The sequence below is a fragment of the Kordiimonas marina genome (assembly GCF_023006325.1).
Lineage (GTDB): Bacteria > Pseudomonadota > Alphaproteobacteria > Sphingomonadales > Kordiimonadaceae > Kordiimonas > Kordiimonas marina.
In genome coordinates this window covers 348,049-369,179 of sequence record NZ_JAINDF010000003.1, presented here as the reverse complement: position 1 = coordinate 369,179, position 21,131 = coordinate 348,049, and the positions used below count along the sequence as shown (strand labels likewise).

Here is a 21,131-nt window from a genome sequence, read left to right as displayed (position 1 = left end):
GCTTTTTTGCAATCTTGCATAAGGCTGAAGGCGTATTTTTGAAATATGTGAATATGCGAACGTAATAGTTGTAAACTTGCCGCGGTGCAGCATTGGTCTAAACTTATGTTTCTTGCTAAGTGACTTGTATTCAAGGGACTTTGAGGTTAGCGATTGGTTGAGTAAAGTTTAGCGCGATTTCTTTTTGGAAAAGGAAGTGGCCGCAGTGGCAAGGGCTCGGGGGTGCCGGATATGCCATTTGCGGTTCGGGAACCGATATTTATGACATGGAGCCTGTCCAATTTTACCGCCCATGAGGATGTTAATTTCCAACAGCTTGCCGCTATATGGGATGGGTGCCGGAGCAAAAGGGTGCCAAGCCGTGAGGAGCTGAGCTTTATCAAGTTGCTCCCGGTCTCTCACAAGATCGTCATGCTCGATGTTTCGCAGGTGAGCCCGCAAATCATCTACAGCGGCAGCGAAAGCTTGCCGTTTTTCTATCTTGATCCGCTCGGCGTGTCGCTGATGCAGGCCTTTTCCTTCGATACTTTCCAACTGCTGATGACGGCAATGCCAACCCTGAAGAAAAAGCAGGGGCTTATGATCAGCCTCAAGCGGGATGGTGTTGAAAAGTATGACGTGCTGGTGCTGCCCGTGGCCAACTCGAAGGACCGGGTGGTTCAGGCGGTGGCGATCGGTGAACTGGTGGATGGAGACGTCAGGGAGAGTGCGCTTAATGGGATTGTCTCCAACAATACGTCTCTCGAGTGGGCGCCGGTCGCCCTTTGAGGTGGCCTTTCCCCAGGGCTCTACTGCATCTTCACTTGTTTCCCGGCATCATCGTGCTGGGGCGATTCTGCACTTTTTCTGTTTTGTAAAAATATATATGGGGCAGAGCTTCATTTTCTTCTGTGTTTTGTTTTTAAATATATTCAGTAAAAACAAGGCGGTAATTCGCTAATATTTAAACTACACATAATATATTGTACAAAATGCTGATAATTAAGCATAATAAAGCTTGATTTTACTTTTTAATGTTTCGCAATGCCCTGAAAAATAAGGCGTTGCAGGTCTGTCGCCAAGGAAGAGGTGGCACACCATTTTATTTATCGATCCTTCTCCATCATTTGGGTCAATACATAGCTCTGGTCTGGCGGTCCGCCGGAGGGCGTGTTTCTTGGTGGGGTGGCTTTGCTTTCACTTAAAGGAAACCTGATGCCCTTAACTTTCAGGCTGCCGCGTGTAGCCCTATACCTTATTACTTTTGCAGCCTTTGCTCTTTATGGCGCTGTTACGGTGATGGCGTCGGACCCCCCCGAACCCATCCCCGCCAATGCCCATGCAAGGACCTATAGCACTGGCTGGGAATGCGACAAGGGCTTTACCAAAACCGGTGGCACGTGCACGGCTGTTGTCGTGCCGGTCAATGCCTATGCCCATTCGACCGGCTATGGCCGCGGATGGGAATGTCAATTTGGCTTCCGCGAGGACAATGGCGTCTGTCGCGCCATCCAGGTTCCCCAAAATGGCCATTTGTCCGACAGCAGTTATGGCCGCGGATGGGATTGTGGTCACGGCTTCGTTGAAAAAAGCGATGATTGCGTCAAGATTATAGTGCCGGAGCATGGCTTTCTTACCGACAAGCCAGGTGGCGGCGGTTGGGACTGTGACCGTGGCTATCGGGCAACGAAGGACGCCTGTGTGGCGATCAAAGTGCCGGCAAACGGATATCTCACCAATACTTCCTATGGTCAGGGCTGGAAATGTGAGCGCGGCTTCAAGGAAGAAGGGGATACCTGCCTTGCGATCAAGGTGCCTGAAAATGGCTATCTGACAGATTCGCCCTACGGGTCTGGTTGGGCTTGCGACCGTGGCTTCCGTGAAGACGGGGCGGCGTGTGTTGCCATCAAGGTTCCGGCCAATGCTTTCTTCGTCGATGAGAGCTATGGCCCCGGTTGGCAATGCGACCGTGGTTATCAATCCAAGCAGGGGGCGTGCATCGCCCTGGTCGTGCCTGAAAACGGGCATCTCCAGCGCGAAGGTAACGACTGGACCTGTAATGCTCCCTATCGCCGCCGTGGGGATGTCTGTGTCTGATCCCGGATATTCTTCTGCCGAGGCCCGTCAGGCCCAGCAGGGGAGTGGTGGCCCCGTCACCAGGGTCCTGGCCATCAGTCCGGGCCGGGGACGTGCGGCCGCGCTTAAAAATGCCGGGGGTGGTATCCAGGCCCGGAACGGTTGGGATGTTCCCAAGCTGCGGGCATGCCTGGTATGCCAGACAAGCTTTGAAAGCCAGTGGTCCGGGGAACGGGTCTGCCGTGGGTGCAAAAGCAAAAACGCCTGGCGCGGGGGTGTCAATTTTTAATCCCCACAGGGACGACTTCGGGCGGACAAGGCCGGAAAAGAAAACGCGACGCCATGGGCGCCGCGTTTTTGTTTTTGGAACGGGGTGCGCTTAACGGGTTTCGTTGAACAGCTCGCGGCCGATCAGCATCCGGCGGATTTCCGAGGTGCCGGCGCCGATTTCATAAAGCTTGGCGTCTCGCCACAGGCGGCCGGTGTCATATTCGTTGATATAGCCGTTGCCGCCGAGGGCCTGGATCGCTTCCCCCGCCATCCAGGTGGCTTTCTCGGCCGAATAGAGGATACAGCCTGCGGCATCCTTCCGCGTGGTTTCGCCCCGGTCGGCCGCTTGGGCGACCGCGTAGACATAAGCGCGAGTGGCACCCCAGGTGGCGTACATGTCAGCCAGCTTGCCCTGCATCAGCTGGAAGGTGCCGATCGGCTGGCCGAACTGTTTGCGGTCATGCACGTAAGGGATCACCACATCGAGGCAGGCCCGCATGATGCCGAGCGGGCCGCCCGACAGCACCAGGCGTTCGTAATCGAGGCCGGACATCAGGATTTTGACGCCGTCGCCTTCGTTGCCGACGAGGTTTTCATACGGCACGAAGCAGTCCTCGAACACCAGTTCGCAGGTGTTGGAGCCGCGCATGCCCAGCTTGTCCAGCTTCTGCGCGGTGGTGAAGCCCTGCATGCCTTTCTCGATCAGGAAGGCCGAAATGCCGCGCGGGCCCGCCTCCATGTCGGTTTTGGCGTAAACCAGCAGCACATCGGCGTCCGGCCCGTTGGTGATCCACATTTTGTTGCCGTTCAGCACAAAGCCGTCGTTCTTGCGGTCGGCCTTCAGGCGCATGGACACCACGTCCGACCCGGCCCCCGGTTCGGACATCGCCAGCGCGCCGACATATTCGCCCGAAATCAGTTTCGGCAGGTATTTGGCTTTCTGTTCGGCGTTGGCATTCCTGTTGATCTGGTTGATGCACAGGTTCGAATGCGCGCCGTAGCTGAGGCCAACGGCGGCGGACGCCCGGCTGATTTCCTCCATCGCGATCACGTGCGCGAGGTAGCCCATGTTGGCGCCGCCAAATTCCTCCGGCGCGGTCATGCCCAGAAGGCCGAGTTCCCCCAGCTTCCGCCACAGGTCCACCGGGAAGGCGTTATCGGCGTCAATTTGCTGGGCGCGCGGGGCGATCTCATCCGCGGCGAAGCGGGCGATGGTTTCGCGCAGCATGGCGATCTCTTCGCCGTGGTCGAATGTAAGGTGCGAAAACTCAAACATGGTAGGGGTCCCTCAACCAATTGTTATATAATTATTCTTTGTCCTGAATGGTCAGCAGTACGGCGCCGCCGGTGACCTGTTGGCCGGGCGTGAGCGCAAGGCCGGAGACCGTTCCGGCCTTCGGGGCAGTGATGGTCTGTTCCATCTTCATGGCTTCCATGATCAGGAGCGGCTGGCCTTTCTCGACCGTCTCACCGTCCGTCACTTTCACATCGAGGATTTTGCCGGGCATGGGCGCGGTGATGGTGCCGGGGCCTTCGACCTCGTCGTCGAGCCCGCCATCGCGTGCATGGCGTTTGATCACCATCGTGCGCTCGGGCGTCACCAGCGTGACTTTTGCCTCGTCCACCTCGGCAAATAGGCGACTGCGGAGGCCATCGACCTCGAGCGTCAGCGTATCTCCATCAAAATCGATGATCCGGGCGTCCACTGTTGCATCTGCAACAGTAATGGTGACCGTGCTGTTGCACGCCGCGACAGTTGCAGTGATGACTTCCCCATCTTCATTTTCGAACCACAGTTTTTCGCTGTGGGCGAGGTTCAGGCGGAAATTGTCGGCCATCGCCCACGGGTCGGTGCCTTCGATACGGGTATGCCGGGCCGCAAGGATCGCGGCGGACGCCAGCGCATAGTCATGTGCCGAAACTGCCGGTTTCGTGAGAAGCGTATTCTTGTGGGCTTCGATAAAGCCCGTGTGCACATCGCCCGCACGGAAATCCTTGTCCTTCAAGGCACTTATCAGGAAATCGCGGTTGGTGGTCAGGCCGGAAACCGGCGTGTTTTCAACGAGATCAATGAGCGCATTGATGGCGCTTTCGCGATCCTCGCCCCAGGCGATAAGCTTGGCGATCATCGGGTCATAATGGATGCTGACCGCGTCGCCCGCGCGCACGCCCGCGTCGATCCGCTGACCCGCTCCGACATTCGCAAACGGGTCAAACAGGCCGATCTTGCCGGTCGCGGGCAGGAAACCGCCGTACGGGTCTTCGGCATAGAGGCGAACCTCAACCGCATGGCCGTCCGCCATCATCTCGATTTCATCCTGCGCGAGCGGCAGGTCCTTGCCTTCGGCGACCATGATTTGCCATTCGACCAGGTCCTGACCGGTGATGGCTTCGGTTACCGGGTGTTCCACCTGCAGGCGGGTGTTCATTTCCATGAAATAGAAGGGTGCACCGTCGATCCCGTTCGCGACATCGACGATGAATTCGACTGTGCCTGCACCCACATACCCAATGGCTTCGGCGGCCTTGACCGCAGCGTCGCCCATGGCCCGGCGCATTTCCGCGCTCATGCCGGGGGCGGGGGCTTCCTCAATCACCTTCTGGTGGCGGCGCTGGAGCGAACAGTCACGCTCGAACAGGTGAACCGCGGTACCGTTCACGTCCCCGAACACCTGCATTTCGATGTGGCGCGGTTTCTCAATCAACTTTTCGATGAGCAGCGTGCCGTCACCGAAGCTGTTTTCGCCTTCGCGCCGCGCGCCTTCGATGGCAGAGGGCAGTTCCTCAAGGCTATAGACCTTGCGCATGCCTTTGCCGCCGCCGCCCGCGACCGCCTTGATCAGAACGGGGAAACCGATCAGTTCGGCTTCGGCCACTAGCGTTTCCAGCGACTGGTCGTCACCGTGATAACCGGGCACGACCGGCACGCCGGCGTCTTCCATCAGTGCCTTAGCGGCACCCTTCAGCGCCATCGCCCGCATCGACTGGGCCGACGGACCGACGAAAATGATACCGGCTTTCTGGCAGGCCTCGGCAAACGCCGGGTTTTCGGACAGGAAACCATAGCCCGGGTGCACGGCGTCGGCGCCGGTGCGCTTACAGGCGTCGATGATTTTCTCAGCGACCAGATAGCTTTCACGTGCGGGAGCCGGGCCGATATGCACGGCTTCATCCGCCATGGCGACATGGAGGGCGTCCCGGTCCGCGTCCGAATAGACTGCGACCGTCTTGATGCCCAGCCGTTCACAGGTGGCCATCACCCGGCAGGCGATTTCACCGCGGTTGGCGATCAGGAGCTTGCGGATGCGGTGCGTCATTGATCCACGCTCCATTCCGGTTTGCGCTTTTCAAGGAAGGCGGAAAGACCTTCGCGGCCTTCAAGGCTGGCGCGGCGCGCGGCGATCCTGTTTGCGGTATCGGCGCGGAGGTCCTCGGTGATCTCCTTGCCTGCGACTGCCCGGATCAGCGCCTTGGCTTCGCGCTGGGCCCCGGGGGCGCCGGCGAGGATATTCTTGAGCATAACGTGGGAGAGGCTGCAGGCATCCTGAAGCGACGGCGCGGTTTCCTGCACCAGGCCGATTTCCTTGGCTTTTTCAGCGCTGAAGCGTTCAGCGGTCAGGAAATAGCGGCGGGCGGCGCGGGCGCCGATGGTCGCCACCACATAAGGCGAGATGGTCGCGGGCGTAAGGCCGAGCCGGGCTTCGGAGAGCGAGAAGACCGCGCCTTCAACCGCAATGGCGATATCGCAGCAGGCGACAAGGCCAACCCCACCGCCGAAGGCTGCGCCGTTCACGATGGCAATGGTTGGCTTCGGGCAGTCATTGAGGGCCGCGAGCATATCCGAAAGCCGCAGGGCATCGGCCTTGTTCTGCGCCTCAGTATAGTCGGCGGCCGCTTTCATCCAATTGAGGTCCGCGCCTGCCGAGAAGCTTTTGCCAGCGCCCGTCAGCACAATCGCGCGAACATTTTCATCCTCACCCAGCTTCTTGAAAGCGTTGTGAAGTTCCCAGATCAGGTCGTCATTGAAGGCGTTATGCACATCGGCGCGCATCATGGTGACGGCGGCAACGCCGCGATCATCGATAGTGGTATGAAGTACGTCGGTCATGGCTTTGGCCTTTACATACGGAACACGCCGAACCTGGTCGGCTCGGCAGGGGCATTCATGCTGGCGGAAAGGGCGAGGCCGAGCACGCGGCGGGTGTCGGCAGGGTCGATGACCCCATCGTCCCACAGGCGCGCGCTGGCATAATAGGGGTGGCCCTGGTCCTCATACTGATCGCGGATCGGTGCTTTGAAAGCTTCTTCCTCGTCTGCGGACCAGCTTTCACCGCGGGCTTCCATGCCGTCACGCTTGACGGTGGCAAGTACGCTGGCGGCTTGTTCACCGCCCATCACCGAGATGCGGGCGTTCGGCCACATCCACAGGAAACGGGGGCTGTAGGCCCTGCCGCACATGCCGTAGTTGCCGGCGCCGAAACTGCCACCGATCAGGATGGTGAATTTGGGCACATTGGCGCAGGCGACCGCGGTCACCATTTTGGCACCGTCGCGGGCGATACCGCCGTTTTCATACTTCTGGCCGACCATGAAGCCGGTGATGTTCTGGAGGAACACCAGCGGGATGCCGCGCTGTGCACAAAGTTCAACGAAGTGCGCACCCTTGAGCGCGCTTTCCGAGAACAGGACGCCATTGTTGGCGACGATGCCGACCGGGAAACCGTGGATATGGGCGAAACCGCAGACGAGGGTCTCCCCATAGAGCTTCTTGAATTCGTCAAATTCACTGCCGTCAACGATGCGGGCGATAACCTCACGCACATCATAGGGCTGGCGCGTATCCTTGGGGATGACGCCGTAAATTTCCTTCGGGTCGTATTTAGGCTCGACCACATCGCGCATCTTCACCGGTACCTGTTTGGTGCGGTTGAGGTTGCCGACGATACGGCGCGCAAGGCCAAGCGCCTGATAATCGTCCTTCGCCAGATGGTCGACCACGCCGGACGTGCGGGCATGGACGTCACCACCACCAAGGTCCTCGGCCGAGACTACTTCGCCGGTCGCGGCCTTCACGAGGGGCGGGCCGCCGAGGAAGATGGTGCCCTGTTTCTGCACGATGATGCTTTCGTCCGCCATCGCGGGCACGTAAGCGCCGCCTGCTGTGCAACTGCCCATGACGACCGCCACCTGCGGGATGCCTTCGGCCGAGAGGGTCGCCTGATTATAGAAGATGCGGCCGAAATGGTCGCGGTCGGGGAAGACCTCATCCTGGTTGGGGAGGTTGGCACCGCCGCTGTCGACCAGATAGACGCAGGGCAGGTTGTTTTCGCGGGCGATTTCCTGCGCGCGCAGGTGCTTCTTCACCGTGACTGGATAGTAGGTGCCGCCTTTGACCGTGGCGTCATTACACACCACCATGCATTCGGTGCCGCTGATGCGGCCGATGCCGGTAATGATACCTGCGGCCGAAATGCCGCCGCCATACATGTCATAAGCCGCCAGCTGGCTGAGTTCCAGGAAGGGGGAGCCGGGGTCGAGAAGCGTATTCACGCGGTCCCGCGGCAACAGCTTGCCGCGCGAAAGATGCTTGTCCCGTGCGCGTTCAGAGCCGCCGAGAGAGATTTCGGCGATCTTGGCTTGGAGGTCATCGACCTGGGCCTGCATGTGGGCGGCATTCTGTTCAAATTCCGCGCTGCCCGGCTGGACAGTCGAGTGGAGAATGGTCATAGGGGCCTGATACTCCCGTATACAGCGGCGACGATGGCAGCGAACTTATTGTGATTGCTGGCATCTTAGGGAAAAGGGTGCTATCGGTAAAATCGAATGCAAAAATAGAATTGATAGACAGTATCTATGATGGATTTGTACCTGTTGCGCTATTTCCTCGCGGTTGTCGAAACCGGTAGTTTTACGCGCGCCGCCGACCGTGTTTTTGTGACCCAGCCGACCCTGTCCGCCGGGATCAAGAAGCTGGAGACACAGGTCGGACAGCCCCTGTTCGAGCGGTCGAACCGCCGGGTGTTCCTGACGGAAGCGGGAACGCGCTTCCTGCCGCGGGCGAAGGCGATTCTCCATGAATGCAACATGGCGATGCAGGCGCTTGAAGAAACGCGGGCGGCGCCGGTCATCCGGCTTGGTGTGCTGACTACCATCTCAACCCGAGCGATGGGGGATCTGTTGGCCGGGTTCAAAAAGCAGGCGCCGGAAGTTGTCCTGGAAATCGTCGATGGTACCGAGCAGGAACTCCTGAACCGGTTGGAGGACCGCAGCCTGGATTATGCCTTGTCCGTTCACCGCGGGGCTGGGCCGGACCAGGCGATTGCGCTTCGGGAAGAGGGCTATGTCTTCATCCTGCCCGCGGGCCACGCCTTGGCATCACGAACACGATTGGTGGCGGCGGATCTTGCGGAGGAACATATGGTTGTCAGAAGCCGCTGTGAGGTGCTTTCTGAGACCAGCCGGTACTTCACCGACCAGAATATCCGCCCCAGGCTTGTGTACCGTACCCCGAACGATAGTCGTGCCATTTCCATGGTGGCGGCAGGTCTTGGCGGCACGGTGGTGCCGGAAAGCCTGGTTGATGAACGGGTTACGTCCGCACGGTTGCAGGGGTTTGACTATAAACGCCGCCTGGCGCTTTATCGACCGCGCTATGAACTGCCGCCCGTTGTCGCAGCGGCAGGCCAGCAATTTGAAGGCTATGTGGCCACAGTGTGGTGTGGCTGAACCGCTTATACGGTTCGATGCGGGCGATTGGTCGCATGAAAAGCACAGTTCGCCGCAAATCACACGCATGTGACCCCACAAAGGTTCGCCTCCAAGGTATGCCACCCTAAGAAATGGCATTATATAGTTTGCAAATTTCAACTTGGGCTAGGATGTCGGCACTTTGCCGGCACGATAACGACAGAATACGAGGTAGCGAATGAAACCGGGACGGATTGTGCTGGCAGCGGTGTTTTTGGTGCTTGCTGGGGCGTCGGTGTGGCTTATTTGGGGGCCGCGCGACAAAGGCGCGCAGCAGCGGCATGGCGGCACACTGACTGTTGTCACCCAACCTGTAACCCTTCGCCCGTTTACGGATATCGTCGAAGCGCTGGGAACGGCGAAAGCGAGCGAATCCGTGACGCTGAATGCCCGTGTGTCCGATACCATCCGCGCGGTTAAATTCGATGATGGCCAACTGGTCAAGAAAGGCGATGTGCTCGTCAATCTCGAAGACCGCGAAGAAAAGGCCAAACTTCAGGAAGCTGAAGCCAACCAGAAGGAAGCCGAGCGCCAGTTCAAGCGGACGCGTGACCTGGTGAAGAAGGGCAACGCTTCGACCGCCGCCCTCGATGCCGCCCAGCGCACGCTGGATGAAGCCCGCTTCCGCGTTGATGCAGCGCAGGCAAGGCTCAATGACCAACGTGTTGTGGCGCCGTTCGATGGCGTTCTCGGCCTGCGTCAGGTCAGCGAAGGCTCGCTCATCACGCCGTCGACGCCGATCACGACCATCGATGCCATCAATCTCATCTATCTGGACTTTTCCGTGCCGGAACGTTTCTTGGCCCGCCTCAAGCCGGGGCAGGAGGTCGAAGCCAAGGTTGAGGCCTATCCGGGGCGTCTGTTCAAGGGCCGGGTGAAGACGGTGGATAGCCGTGTTGACCCCGTTACGCGCTCGGTGATTGTTCGGGCTGAAATTCCCAATGAAGACAAGCTCTTGCGGCCTGGTATTCTCATGACGGTTGATCTGATCAGCCGGTCCTGGAATGGCTTGTCCGTGCCGGAGGAGGCTGTCGTGCCCACCGGCGGCAAGGATTATGTTTTCGTGGTGGAAAATGGTACCGCGCATCGGCGTGCCGTCAGCCTCGGCATTCGCCGTCCGGGCTATGTTGAGGTGACCCAGGGCGTCAAGGAAGGTGACCGTGTCGTTACCGAAGGTACGCTCCGCCTCGGCAGCCAGCCTGTACCCGTGCGTGAAGCCGGTGATGAGCCCAAGGCATCCGCCGGTAGTGCCATGAAGGGAGCGGCGCAATGATCCTTTCCGACGTTTCCGTTAAACGTCCGGTCTTCGCGACGGTGATCAGCCTGCTGCTGGTCGCCTTCGGGATCGTCTCGTTTGAGGGCATTTCCGTGCGCGAACTGCCGGATGTTGACCCGCCTGTGGTTTCCGTCAGCACCGATTATCCGGGCTCCAACGCTGCCGTGGTTGAAACCCGCGTTACCCAAATCCTCGAAAGTGCGATTGCGGGCGTGCCGGGTATTAAAACCATGGATTCCGTCAGCAGTGACGGCAATAGCCGCATCACAATCGAGTTCGACCTCGACCGCGATATCGACGCCGCCGCCAATGATGTGCGTGACCGCGTGAGCCGTGTGCTCGACAACCTGCCGGAAACGGTCAAACCGTCGGAAGTATCCAAGGCTGACAGCGACACGCGGCCGATTATCTGGCTCAACCTCACAAGCCCGGTGCGCGACGTGCTGCAGCTGACCGACTATGCCAAGCGCAATATCGTTGACCGCCTCTCGGTGGTGGACGGTGTCGCCGGTGTCCGGATCGGCGGGCGCCGCAGCTATGCCGTGCGCATCAACCTTGACCGTCAGGCCATGGCCGCGCGCGGGGTGACCGTGGCGGATGTTGAGCGGGTTCTGCGTGCCGAAAACGTCGAGCTGCCTGCCGGTAAGATCCAATCGATCAATCGGGACACCATCGTCCGCCTCAACCGCGAATATTCGCGGCCTGAGGACTTCAAGACCATGGTGATCAAGGAAGGCAAGGATGACGGCTTCGTCCGTCTCGGCGACATTGCCACCGTCGCCATGGGCGGGGAACGCGATGAAAGCGTATTCCGCGGCAACGGTATTCCGGTCATCGGGCTGGGCGTTGTCAAGCAGTCCAAGGGCAATACGCTCGCCGTCGCCAAGGCGGTGAAGGAGGAGGTCAAGCGTCTGCAGGCCACCTTGCCTGAAAGCATGAAGCTTTCCGTGGCCTACGATAGCTCGGTCTTCATCGAGAAGGCGATTGACGAGGTTTATGTCACGCTCGCCATCGCCATGGGGCTGGTGGTGCTGGTGCTTTACCTGTTCCTCGGCAACCTGCGCACCGTACTGGTGCCCGCGGTGACCGTGCCGATCTGTATTATCGCGAGCTTCCTGGTTCTCAACCTTGCCAACGTGTCGATCAACCTGATCACGCTTCTGGGCCTCGTGATGGCGATCGGCCTTGTGGTCGATGACGCCATCGTGGTCTTGGAGAATATCTACCGCCGCGTGGAAGAGGGCGAAGCAGGCCTCGTGGCCGCCTACCGCGGCGCGCGTCAGGTTGGGTTCGCGGTTATCGCCACCACCATGGTGCTGATCGGCGTGTTCGTGCCGATCCTGTTCCTGCCCGGCAACGTCGGGCGCCTGTTCGGCGAACTGGCGATCACCATGTCGGCGGCCGTTGCTTTCTCGGCCCTTGTGGCCCTGACGCTGACGCCGATGATGTGCTCCAAGCTTGTCCGGCGCCGCAACAAGAAACCTGCGTTCGCCAAGTTCCTCGACCGCCTGTTCCAGCGCCTCAACGCCGCCTATGGCCGCGCGCTTGAGATGTGCCTGGAGAACAAGACGCTGGTGATCATGAGCTTCCTGACCTGCTTTGTGCTGATCGGCGCCATCTTCACCCGTGTCCCGTCCGAACTTGCGCCGATCGAGGACCGGGGCGGCCTGTTCCTGATGCTGCGCGGCCCGGAAGGTGCCAGCACCAACTATATGCGCAAGCAGGCGATCAAGGTGGAGAAGCAGGTGCTGCCGCTGATCAAGGAAGGCGATATGACCCGTCTTCTCCTGCGGGTCGACGGCAACGGCGGTTTCGGCTTCATCATCCTCAAGCCATGGGATGAGCGGAAGCACACCGCGACACAAATCGTCAACGAGCTTCGGCCCAAGCTGATGAACAATGTGCCGGGTATCATGGCGATCCCGATCCAGACGTCGGGGCTGACCAGCCGCAGCGGCAGTTCTCAGGCGTTCCAGATGGTTATCGGCGGCAACACCTATGATGACCTCGGCCGCTTCAAGCAGATACTGAGGCCGATCCTGGAGAAATATCCGGGCCTTGTGAACCTGGATTTCGATTACCGTGAAACCCAGCCGCAATATAAGGTCAAGATCGACCGCCTGCGCGCGGCCGATATGGGTGTTTCGATCCAGTCGATCGGCCATACGCTCGAAACCATGATGGGCGGCCGCCGGGTGACCACCTTCGTCAAGGAAGGCCAGGAGTATGACGTGATCCTGCAGGCCAAGAAGCAGGACCGTATGCAGCCCCTTGATATGGACAACACCTACGTGCCGTCGAACACCGGCAAGCTCATTCCGCTCACCAACCTGGTGAAGGTGGATGAGGTTTCGGGTGCGGGGCAGCTCCGCCGCTTCAACCGCGTGCGGGCGCTGACCGTCTCCGGCAACATCGCGCCCGGCTATACGCTCGGCACCGTCATTGATGAGGTGAGCAAGCTGGTCAGGGATGAAGTGCCTGACGTGACTGCGATCGACTATAAGGGCGCTACGCGCGAATATATGGAAGCCGGGCACGATATCTACTTCATCTTCGTGCTGGCGCTCGTGGTGGTGTTCCTGATCCTCGCGGCGCAGTTCGAAAGCTTCCTGCACCCGTTCGTGATCATGCTTACCGTGCCGCTCGCACTTCTGGGCGGCCTGGTTGGCCTCTATCTCGCAGGCAGTACGATCAATATATACAGCCAGATCGGCCTCATATTGTTGATCGGCCTCGCGGCCAAGAATGGTATCCTGATTGTCGAGTTCGCGAACCAGCTTCGGGACGAGGGCAAGGCAATCCGTGACGCGCTGATGGAAGCCTCGAAGATCCGCCTCAGGCCGATCATGATGACCGGGCTTTCCACCGCCATGGGCGCCGTGCCCTTGATGATGGCCTCAGGCGCGGGCTCAGCCAGTCGCCAAACCATCGGTGTCACCGTCTTCAGTGGCGTCATCGTCGCCACCTTCTTCACGCTGTTCATCGTGCCGGTCTTCTACGACATGCTCGCGCGCTTCACCAAGTCGCCCGGCCATGTCGCCGCCAAGATCAAGGACTATGAAGAGAAGGAAGCCGCAGGGATACCAGCGGAGTAGGGAGTATGCCGAAGGAAAACAACACATATTATTGGGGCGGTTGGCACCATGAACGGCCAGTCGACCCAATAGAGTTTTTCTATGAAGTCTCCCATGACGGTAGAGTTTTGAGGTTGGTAGAAAAGTTTAGCGATGGCCGTCTGCATTGGGATGACTTGGCGGTTTACCGTCAGAAGGGCGTGTCGTCATTTGGCCAAGACAATCTTATCGGTGGTGATTTCCGTGAGATTCTAAAGCCTGAAGGAAAAACAGCCGAAACGAGTGGTCCGTTCGAGATTGAAAAGCACACTTTTCTCAGTATGTTCGAGATGGCGCATGCGGAAGGTAAGAGGTGTGACTGTGCAGATGTTGTAGCTGCTCGTAAAGCCAACACCGAATGGGATTGCTCACACGGCAGGTCATAGTCACAGGCTTCATTGATCCGAAGCAGAAAAAGCCGGCTCTGGGGGCCGGCTTTTATTTGGGCCCGGGAATCAAACCGTCTTGGCGTAATCGACCTTGAAGCCTGCGTCTTCGAGGGCGCTGACGAGCCGCATGGCGTGCTCGCGGTCCTTGGCTTCGATCACCAGCTCCATTTCGGTGAGCTTCAGCGAAATGGCGCCAAATTCGCGCTGGTGGCGCATCTCAATGACATTGGCGCCGACCTGGGCCACCACCTCGGTGACTTTGGCGAGCGCGCCGGGCTGGTCCATCATGGTGATGCGCAGGCGTGCCAGGCGGCCGTCACGGGCCATGCCGCGCATGATGGCGCTGGCGAGCAGGCGGCTATCGATATTGCCGCCGGTGAGTACCATCCCCACCTTGCGGTCCTTGAAGCGGTCAGGGTACTCCAGAAGCGCGGCCAGGCCAGTGGCGGCGGCGCCTTCGACGACGATCTTCTCGATCTCCATCAGCATCACGAGCGCGGCTTCGATACGGCGTTCGGGCACGATGAGGATCTCATCCACGAGGGCTGCGACCACCTTGCGGGTATTCTGGCCCGGCGTTTTAACGGCGATACCTTCGGCGATGGAGATGAAGCTGCCATCCAGGTCGACACCGTCCACCACTTCCTTCATGGCGGGGAAGGCTTCGGTCTGGACGCCGATGATCCGGATGTCCGGCTTGATATGCTTGGCGATAGTGGCGATGCCCGAGATAAGCCCGCCGCCGCCGATGGGGACGAGGAGGGTGTCGAGCTCTGGCACGTCTTCGAGCATTTCAAGCCCCACGGTGCCTTGGCCAGCCATTACAAGCGGGTCATCGAACGGGTGGATGAATGTCAGGCCTTCCTTGGCCGCCAGTTCGTATGCCGCCTGGGTCGCGATCTCGAAATTGCTGCCGGTGAGCACCACGCGCGCGCCCAGCTCTTCGGTGCGCTTCACCTTGTTGAAGGGCGTACCCTCAGGCATGACGATGGTGGCGGGGATACCGAGCCGCGTGGCGTGGTAGCTGATGCCCTGGGCATGGTTGCCGGCAGAGGCTGCGATCACGCCCTTGGTATCCTTCGGGAGCGACAGAAGCTTATTCAGGGCCCCGCGTTCCTTATAGGCGGCGGTGAACTGGAAAATCTCCTGCTTCAGCCAGCAATCAGCGCCGGTTATGGCCGACAGAGTTTTGGATGGGATGGTCTGGGTGCGTTTAACGGCGTCGCGGATTGATCTTTCCGCTTCGAAAACATCTTGGGCCGTTATCGGCAATAATTGTTCGTGCACACCAGACTCCATGAAATAAAAGTACGGTCCGCAGCATTGCCATAGTGTGCAGGCCATGTCCAGCCAGAAGCACGCTATTTGGGTTATTTTTCAAGGATAAGACGCGGGGCAGTCGTGCTGGTTGGCGCCGCGTTGTGCTCTGTTGTTATAACCGTGTCACCCCGGGACTTGATCCCGGGGGGCATCCGATATCTGCCGCGATCTCCCGTGATGGACGCAGCGCATGGATACCGGGGTCAAGCCCCGGTATGACAATGAGAGCGGTTACGAAGCGACCGGCTCAGACGAAGCGGGCGAGGAAATTATCGACCGCGTCCATCGATTCCTGTTCCCACAGCATGGGCGCGTGGCCGATACCGGGAATGGTGACGGCGGTGAGGTCCGGGTGGCCTGCGGCCATCTTGTCCAGCGTCTCGGCGGAAAGGATGTCTGAAAGCTCACCCCTGAGGACCAGCGTCGGCACGCTATACATGGCGGCCCAGATCGGCCACAGGTCCGGTGCGGCCTGGTCGGGCTCGGCATCGAAATTCTGGGCGAGGGCGGCGTCATACTGGATGACAGGCTTGCCGTCCACATCTGCATAAAGCTTGTGGGTCATGCGGGACCACTCATCATCCGTGAAGCTCGGGAACATGCTGAGGCCGATTTTACGGGTGCTTTCAATAGCTTGTTCCCATGTCTTCGGCGGCGTGCCCTTGCCGACAAAGCCCTTGATGCGTTCAATGCCCGCGTCATCGATTTCCGGGCCGATATCATTGATGATGGCGGCGCGCCACACACCGGGCGTGGTGGCCTGAAGGATCATGGTCATGAGGCCGCCCAGGGACGTGCCGAAGGCGATGACGTCCTTGAGGCCCAACTGGTTCACGAGCGTGAGCACATCACCGACATAGGTCACGGGCGTGTAGCGGCTCGGGTCCGGGTCCCATTCCGACAGGCCGCGGCCGCGGTTCTCGAAACAGAGCACCCGGCAACGGTCCGCGATATGGGCGGCGATTTCCTCGAAATCCTTGGCGTTGCGGGTGAGGCCGGGGATGCACAGCACCACGGGGGCATCCGGCCCGGCGGTGTTATAGTCCCGGTAATGCTGCTTCAACCCATCGGTGTTGGTGAAATATTCGTCTGTGTAGGTAGCCGTCGGGCGTGCCGCGCTATCAGCCATAATCCTTGTCCCCATATATCGTTCTCAGGTCCCGCTTCAGGATCTTGCCGTTCGGGTTCCGGGGCAGGGCGTCGATAAATTCGACCGCCGCGATCCGCTGCTGTTTGCCGAGACGGCCATTGGCCCAGGCCTTGAAATCCTCAGGGCCAAGACCGCAGCCTTTTTCCGGCACGATGATCGCCACCGGTGTCTCGCCCCACCGGCTGCTTTTCGCACCGATGACGGCAACATCATTGATATCGGGGTTGGTAATCAGAACGGCCTCGATATCCTGCGGATAGATATTCTGCCCACCCGAAAGGATCATATCCTTCTTGCGGTCAACGATATAAAGGTAGCCTTCTTCGTCAAGTTGTCCAATATCGCCTGTACGCAACCAGGCCTTGCCGTCCGGATCGATCCAGGTGCTGTCGGCGGTGGCGTCAGGCCGGTTGAGGTAACCCGGCATGACGATACGGCCTGCACCGCAGATTTCGCCCGGCATGCCTTGCGCTACTTCGCGGTCATCATCGCCGACAATCTTGATATCGGTGCCAATCAGTGGCTTGCCGACGGAGGCCAGCCGGCCTTCGGCTTCTTCGGGCTCAAGCGTGGTGATAATGCCTTCGGTGAGGCCGTAAAGCTCGATCACGGTGGGGCCCAGGCGGTCAATCAACGCGGCCTTAAGGTCGGCGTGGAGGGGAGAGCCGCAGCTCATGACCGCCTGGATGGAAGTAAGGTCGAACCGTTCATGGTTTTCAACTTCGAGAAGGCGCTGATACTGGATCGGCACCATTGCCATGTTGGTTATGCGCTCGCGCTCGATGGTCTTCAGCGCTTCTTCGGCATCGAATTTTGAATGGATGACCATGGTGCCGCCCGCCAGCAGTGTGGTCACCATGCCGACCCAGCTGATGTTGGAATAAAGTCCGATGGTGAAAAGCGTGCGCGCCGAGCAGTTGTAGCGGAGCGCGATGGCGAGATCATAGGCCCAGTCACGGCGGCCAGCATGGGTATGCAGGATACCTTTGGGCATCCCGGTGGTGCCGGAGCTATAGATGACATTGAGCGGGTCATTGGGTTCAATCGCGACATAAGGCTTTTCGGCGCTGCCTTCGGCCTTGAAGGCGTCGTAATTGCCGTCTGCGGCGATCAGCTTGAGGCTGGGGTGCGTGGCTTTATAACCAGCCAGCCTGCCGACCTGGTCGTCCGTGGCGATAACGGCGGAGACACCGGCATCATCCAGCATGGCGTAAAGCGCTTCGTCGGTCACCGACAGGTTGATCGGTACGGATGAAGCGCCTGATTTCATGATGCCGACCAGGCTTTCGACCATTTCGGTGCTATTGGTCATGACCACGCCGACTGAGGACCCGCGGCTGATGCCTGCGCTGATCAGGGCATTGGCGAGCCGGTTGGTCTCAGCCTCGAACTCAGCCCAGCTCAGGCGTTTGTCACCGGAGATGAGGGCGGTCTTCTTGCCGCGCCATTTACCGTGGAGCGCCAGGATTTCAGGCAATAAGGGGGCTGTGGTATCAAACGGGGACATTTGATAATCCTGTCTCTTTCCAGTTTCGACCGGCGCGCCGGCCCGTTGTTGGGACTTGTTGGTGGGGAGAGCGGCGTTCGCTCTCCCCCGGACAACCTTGGGGGTTATCAGAAGTTATAGGTGACCGTACCAGTAACGGTAAGCGGTGCGCCATAGAAGGCAGTGATGTTATTCTCAAGGCCCAGGGTCGGGAAGTTGTAGCCCGAGGTCTTGTACCGGGTATCGAACAGGTTCTTGCCGTGGATACCGACAGACCAGCGCTTGTCTTCCGCGGTCCAGACGATGCTGGCGTTCGCGATGTCATAGGCTTTCTGGTCAATTTCCGGAACCGGGGTTTCGAACTGCACGATCGAGCTCTTGTGCGACCAGTTGCCGTTGAGGCTGATGGTGCCGGAGTCCAGCGGGATCGTATAGGTCAGCCCCGCGTAGGACATGAACTTCGGCGTGTTCTGGATGTAACGCTGGTTCGCAACGTTGACGCCGTTCAGCATCCACTCCGTGATCTTCGGATCAAGCAGGTTGAAGGTGCCCTGGAAGGTCAGGTTTTCGTTCAGCAGGAACTCGCCTTCAAATTCGATCCCCTTGATGTGGGCCCGACCGGCGTTGGTTACGGTGCCGACGAAGCCGTCGTTGATGCCGTCACCGTTGCTGTCAATCGGCAGCGACCCCGGGATCTGCATGTCCTTATAGTCGCTATAGAAGAGCGCGATGTTGGTGCGCGCCCGGCCGTCCAGCCAGGTGGCTTTAAGGCCTGCTTCATAGCTGTCGAGGATTTCCGGGGCGAAGCCCTTTGCCACGTCTGGCGACGAGAAGTTGGCGCCACGCGGGTCGAAGCTGCCGGCCTTGAAGCCGCGGCTGAAGGAGACATAGACCTTGGAATTGTCGCTGAGCTTATAGTCGAGCGCGATCCGCGGCGAGAAGTTCTTGAAGGTGCGCGCCGCCTGGAAGTCACTGGTAACAGCCAGGAGGGTAGCACTGTCGTTTCCGAACACCGGCGAGCCCTTGCCAAGATAGTTGGCGCGGTAAATGTCAGCCGAGCGTTTATCGTTGGTGTATCGGCCACCAAGCGACAGGGACAGGTTCTCGTTGAAATCGTAGGTCATGTCCGCGAACAGCGACCAGGCTTTGGTATCGACCGTGCCGCCGGTATAGGCGGTGACGCCAAGCCCGCCGACCAACTGGCCGAGGACAACGTCAAAGTCGTTCGAGGCGGAGGCATCCAGGTAGAAGAAGCCGACAACGCCATTGAGCTTGCTGCTGTGGTACTGCATCTGCAGTTCCTGGCTGAACTGGCTGTTGTCATAGATGACCGGGGCGTCGAAATCGTCCACCGCGAGGCTGTCGAAGTCGATCACGGATTCGGTATAGTCGGTCCGGTAGGCGGTGATGGATTTCAGGGTTACCGCGTCGCTGGCTTCCCACTCGATCGAGCCATGGATGCCCTTGGCCTTGATCTCGTTGTTGCCGTGGATTTTGGTGTTGGCGGTCGTGAGCGTGGCCCCGGCATAGGTGTCATAGACATTGCTCAGGACCGGCGTGCCGCTCAGGGCACCAGGGTAGGGGCGGTGGCCCGCAACCGAATTGGACTTGTCGTCGGTATAGTCGCCGGCGATGCGGATAAAGACGCTGTCGCTCGGCAGGATTTCGATGCTGGCGCGGGCGGCCAGAATATCCTTGTTATACTGGTCCTGGCCGGTGGTCAGGTTATGACCGAAGCCGTCCCGGTTGAGGCTGGCGACCGTCGCCCCCACACGAACCTTGTCTCCCAAGGGCGTCGAAGCCTTGATGATGCCGTCGATCTGGTTGTAGCTGCCGTAGGAGGCCTTGATGCCAAGCTCTGCATGGTCGGGCAGTTTCTTGGTGACATATTTGATGGCACCGCCGACCGCGTTCCGGCCATAGAGCGTCCCCTGCGGGCCACGCAGCACTTCGATGCGCTCGATATCGTAAATATCGAGAAGCGCACCCTGCGGGCGGGCCATATAGACGTCATCAACATAAAGCGCCACGCCTGGCTCGAACCCGGCGAGCGGATCCTGCTGGCCGACGCCGCGGATGAAGGCGGTGAGGGTGGAGTTGGTGGCGCGCGACGGCTCCAGCGTCACGCTCGGCGCGACCTGGGCGATGTCCGTGATGTCGGTTGCACCCCTCAGGGCCAGTTTGTCGGCGGAATAAGCCGAAACCGCGATCGGGACGTCCTGAAGGCGTTCAGTCCGGCGGCGGGCCGTAACCTGAATTTCCTCAAGACCGACCGTGTCGGCTTTTTTTGCGTCGGCTTTTTTGTCTTGGGCCATCGCCGGCATGGTGATGGCAAGGCTGGTGGTACACACGCTTGCCAATAGGGCAGCGCAAAGGGTCCGTCTGGATTTCATATTTCCCTCCCCAGGGTTTTGGTTGAATCGTAGACCTTGGCATTAAGTAAATTCAACAATCGTTGAAAAGTCAACGCAAAAATTCAACGGTCATTGAAATTTGAACGAATAGGCATTGTCCCCAAGGGCTTCCATGGGCTAAAAGGGGGCGTTGTTCAGGAGGGGGAGCCATTGGCTGAGCCAGAAAAGAAAAAGCGCCAAAGCCGTAAAGAGCGTATTCTTGATGCCGCCGAAGCCCTGTTGGCCCGCCACGGGTTCGACGGCGTTTCCATGCGTATGGTGGCTGAACGCGCCAAGGTGGACCTGGCGCTGGCGAGCTACCATTTCGGCAGCAAACAGGGGCTTTTTGATGCCGTACTCCTCCGCCGTGCCGAGGTTTTGAACGAAGCCCGACAGGCCGCGCTGGAGGAATGCCAGGCCAATGCAGGCCCTGATGGACCGACGGTTGAAGAGATCATCGATGCCTTCCTGAACCCGATGCTGGCGCATGGCTATGAGGATGACGAAGGCTGGCGGCATTATTTCGAACTGATCGGCCAGGTGAACAGCTCCACCGAATGGGGCGGTCAGCTGATGACCAAATATTTTGACCCGCTTGTCCGGCGCTTCATGGACGCGCTCAAAAAAGCCTTGCCGGATGCGGACCCGGCCAACCTCTACTGGAGCTATCATTTCCTTTCAGGCGCGCTCACGCTCACCTTCGCGCGCACGGGCCGGATCGACCATCTCTCGAACGGGGCCATTCATTCCGACGACATGCTCGGCGCCTACAAGCGCATGGTGCCCTTCGTCGCCGCCGGTTTCCGCGAACTCTGCGAGAAAAAATAAGCCATCTTATCCGACTGAATAGTTGACGCTCGAATATGTGACTGGGCGCCTCCCGTCAAATTTGCTAGGCAGGTCCGGTAGGGCCGCTGGGGGCGGCATCACAG

Annotated in this window: 15 protein-coding genes; 7 read left to right on the top strand and 8 right to left on the bottom strand. The window is 59.4% G+C overall.

Annotated elements, in window-relative coordinates:
* The first annotated feature begins 351 nt into the window (after positions 1–351).
* Together K6118_RS08165 and K6118_RS08160 are read left to right on the top strand one after the other, a co-directional pair.
* The gene (locus tag K6118_RS08165) at positions 352–768 is read left to right on the top strand and encodes a hypothetical protein (protein WP_247119749.1); all 417 of its coding nucleotides are present in this window, start codon (positions 352–354) and stop codon (positions 766–768) included.
* Positions 769–1,194: 426 nt separating this feature from the next.
* Positions 1,195–2,076 (top strand): hypothetical protein, encoded by an 882-nt coding sequence (locus K6118_RS08160; protein ID WP_247119748.1) that lies wholly within the window; start codon positions 1,195–1,197, stop codon positions 2,074–2,076.
* A gap of 358 nt (positions 2,077–2,434) precedes the next feature.
* On the opposite strand, the gene K6118_RS08155 is transcribed toward K6118_RS08160, so the two are convergent.
* Genes K6118_RS08155 through K6118_RS08140 form a run of 4 tightly spaced genes read right to left on the bottom strand, consistent with a single transcriptional unit; the run spans position 2,435 to position 8,052 of the window.
* A complete protein-coding gene (locus K6118_RS08155; protein WP_247119747.1) occupies positions 2,435–3,601 on the bottom strand; it encodes an isovaleryl-CoA dehydrogenase in 1,167 nt (388 codons plus the stop codon).
* Positions 3,602–3,632: 31 nt separating this feature from the next.
* Positions 3,633–5,642 (bottom strand): acetyl-CoA carboxylase biotin carboxylase subunit, encoded by a 2,010-nt coding sequence (locus tag K6118_RS08150; protein WP_247119746.1) that lies wholly within the window; start codon positions 5,640–5,642, stop codon positions 3,633–3,635.
* A complete protein-coding gene (locus K6118_RS08145) occupies positions 5,639–6,433 on the bottom strand; it encodes an enoyl-CoA hydratase/isomerase family protein (RefSeq protein WP_247119745.1) in 795 nt (264 codons plus the stop codon). Before K6118_RS08145 ends, K6118_RS08150 begins: the two co-directional genes overlap by 4 nt.
* Before the next feature lie 11 nt (positions 6,434–6,444).
* Positions 6,445–8,052: a carboxyl transferase domain-containing protein gene (locus K6118_RS08140; protein WP_247119744.1), complete on the bottom strand. Its 1,608-nt coding sequence runs from the start codon at positions 8,050–8,052 to the stop codon at positions 6,445–6,447.
* 126 nt (positions 8,053–8,178) lie between these two features.
* On the opposite strand from K6118_RS08140, the gene K6118_RS08135 reads away from it, so the two are divergent.
* From K6118_RS08135 to K6118_RS08120, 4 genes are all read left to right on the top strand, one after another.
* A complete protein-coding gene (locus K6118_RS08135) occupies positions 8,179–9,051 on the top strand; it encodes a LysR family transcriptional regulator (protein ID WP_247119743.1) in 873 nt (290 codons plus the stop codon).
* 199 nt (positions 9,052–9,250) lie between these two features.
* Positions 9,251–10,345 (top strand): efflux RND transporter periplasmic adaptor subunit, encoded by a 1,095-nt coding sequence (locus K6118_RS08130; protein ID WP_247119742.1) that lies wholly within the window; start codon positions 9,251–9,253, stop codon positions 10,343–10,345.
* On the top strand, positions 10,342–13,443 hold the full coding sequence (locus K6118_RS08125; RefSeq protein WP_247119741.1) for an efflux RND transporter permease subunit: 3,102 nt from the start codon (positions 10,342–10,344) through the stop codon (positions 13,441–13,443). The genes K6118_RS08130 and K6118_RS08125 overlap by 4 nt, the downstream gene beginning before the upstream one ends.
* A 5-nt stretch (positions 13,444–13,448) precedes the next feature.
* Positions 13,449–13,847, top strand: a complete 399-nt coding sequence (locus tag K6118_RS08120) for a hypothetical protein (protein WP_247119740.1) — start codon at positions 13,449–13,451, stop codon at positions 13,845–13,847.
* A gap of 69 nt (positions 13,848–13,916) precedes the next feature.
* On the opposite strand, the gene K6118_RS08115 is transcribed toward K6118_RS08120, so the two are convergent.
* The 4 genes from K6118_RS08115 to K6118_RS08100 all read right to left on the bottom strand — a co-directional run bounded on the left by K6118_RS08115 (position 13,917) and on the right by K6118_RS08100 (position 20,199).
* Positions 13,917–15,137 carry a threonine ammonia-lyase gene (locus K6118_RS08115; RefSeq protein ID WP_247119739.1) on the bottom strand — a complete coding sequence of 407 codons (1,221 nt, stop codon included), beginning with the start codon at positions 15,135–15,137 and terminating at the stop codon, positions 13,917–13,919.
* 280 nt (positions 15,138–15,417) lie between these two features.
* Positions 15,418–16,299, bottom strand: a complete 882-nt coding sequence (locus tag K6118_RS08110; protein WP_247119738.1) for an alpha/beta fold hydrolase — start codon at positions 16,297–16,299, stop codon at positions 15,418–15,420.
* The gene (locus tag K6118_RS08105) at positions 16,292–17,827 is read right to left on the bottom strand and encodes a class I adenylate-forming enzyme family protein (RefSeq protein WP_247119737.1); all 1,536 of its coding nucleotides are present in this window, start codon (positions 17,825–17,827) and stop codon (positions 16,292–16,294) included. Before K6118_RS08105 ends, K6118_RS08110 begins: the two co-directional genes overlap by 8 nt.
* A gap of 107 nt (positions 17,828–17,934) precedes the next feature.
* Positions 17,935–20,199, bottom strand: a complete 2,265-nt coding sequence (locus tag K6118_RS08100; RefSeq protein WP_247119736.1) for a TonB-dependent receptor — start codon at positions 20,197–20,199, stop codon at positions 17,935–17,937.
* 171 nt (positions 20,200–20,370) lie between these two features.
* Between K6118_RS08100 and K6118_RS08095 the strand changes: the two genes are divergently transcribed.
* On the top strand, positions 20,371–21,027 hold the full coding sequence (locus K6118_RS08095) for a TetR/AcrR family transcriptional regulator (RefSeq protein ID WP_247119735.1): 657 nt from the start codon (positions 20,371–20,373) through the stop codon (positions 21,025–21,027).
* Positions 21,028–21,131: the final 104 nt, after the last annotated feature.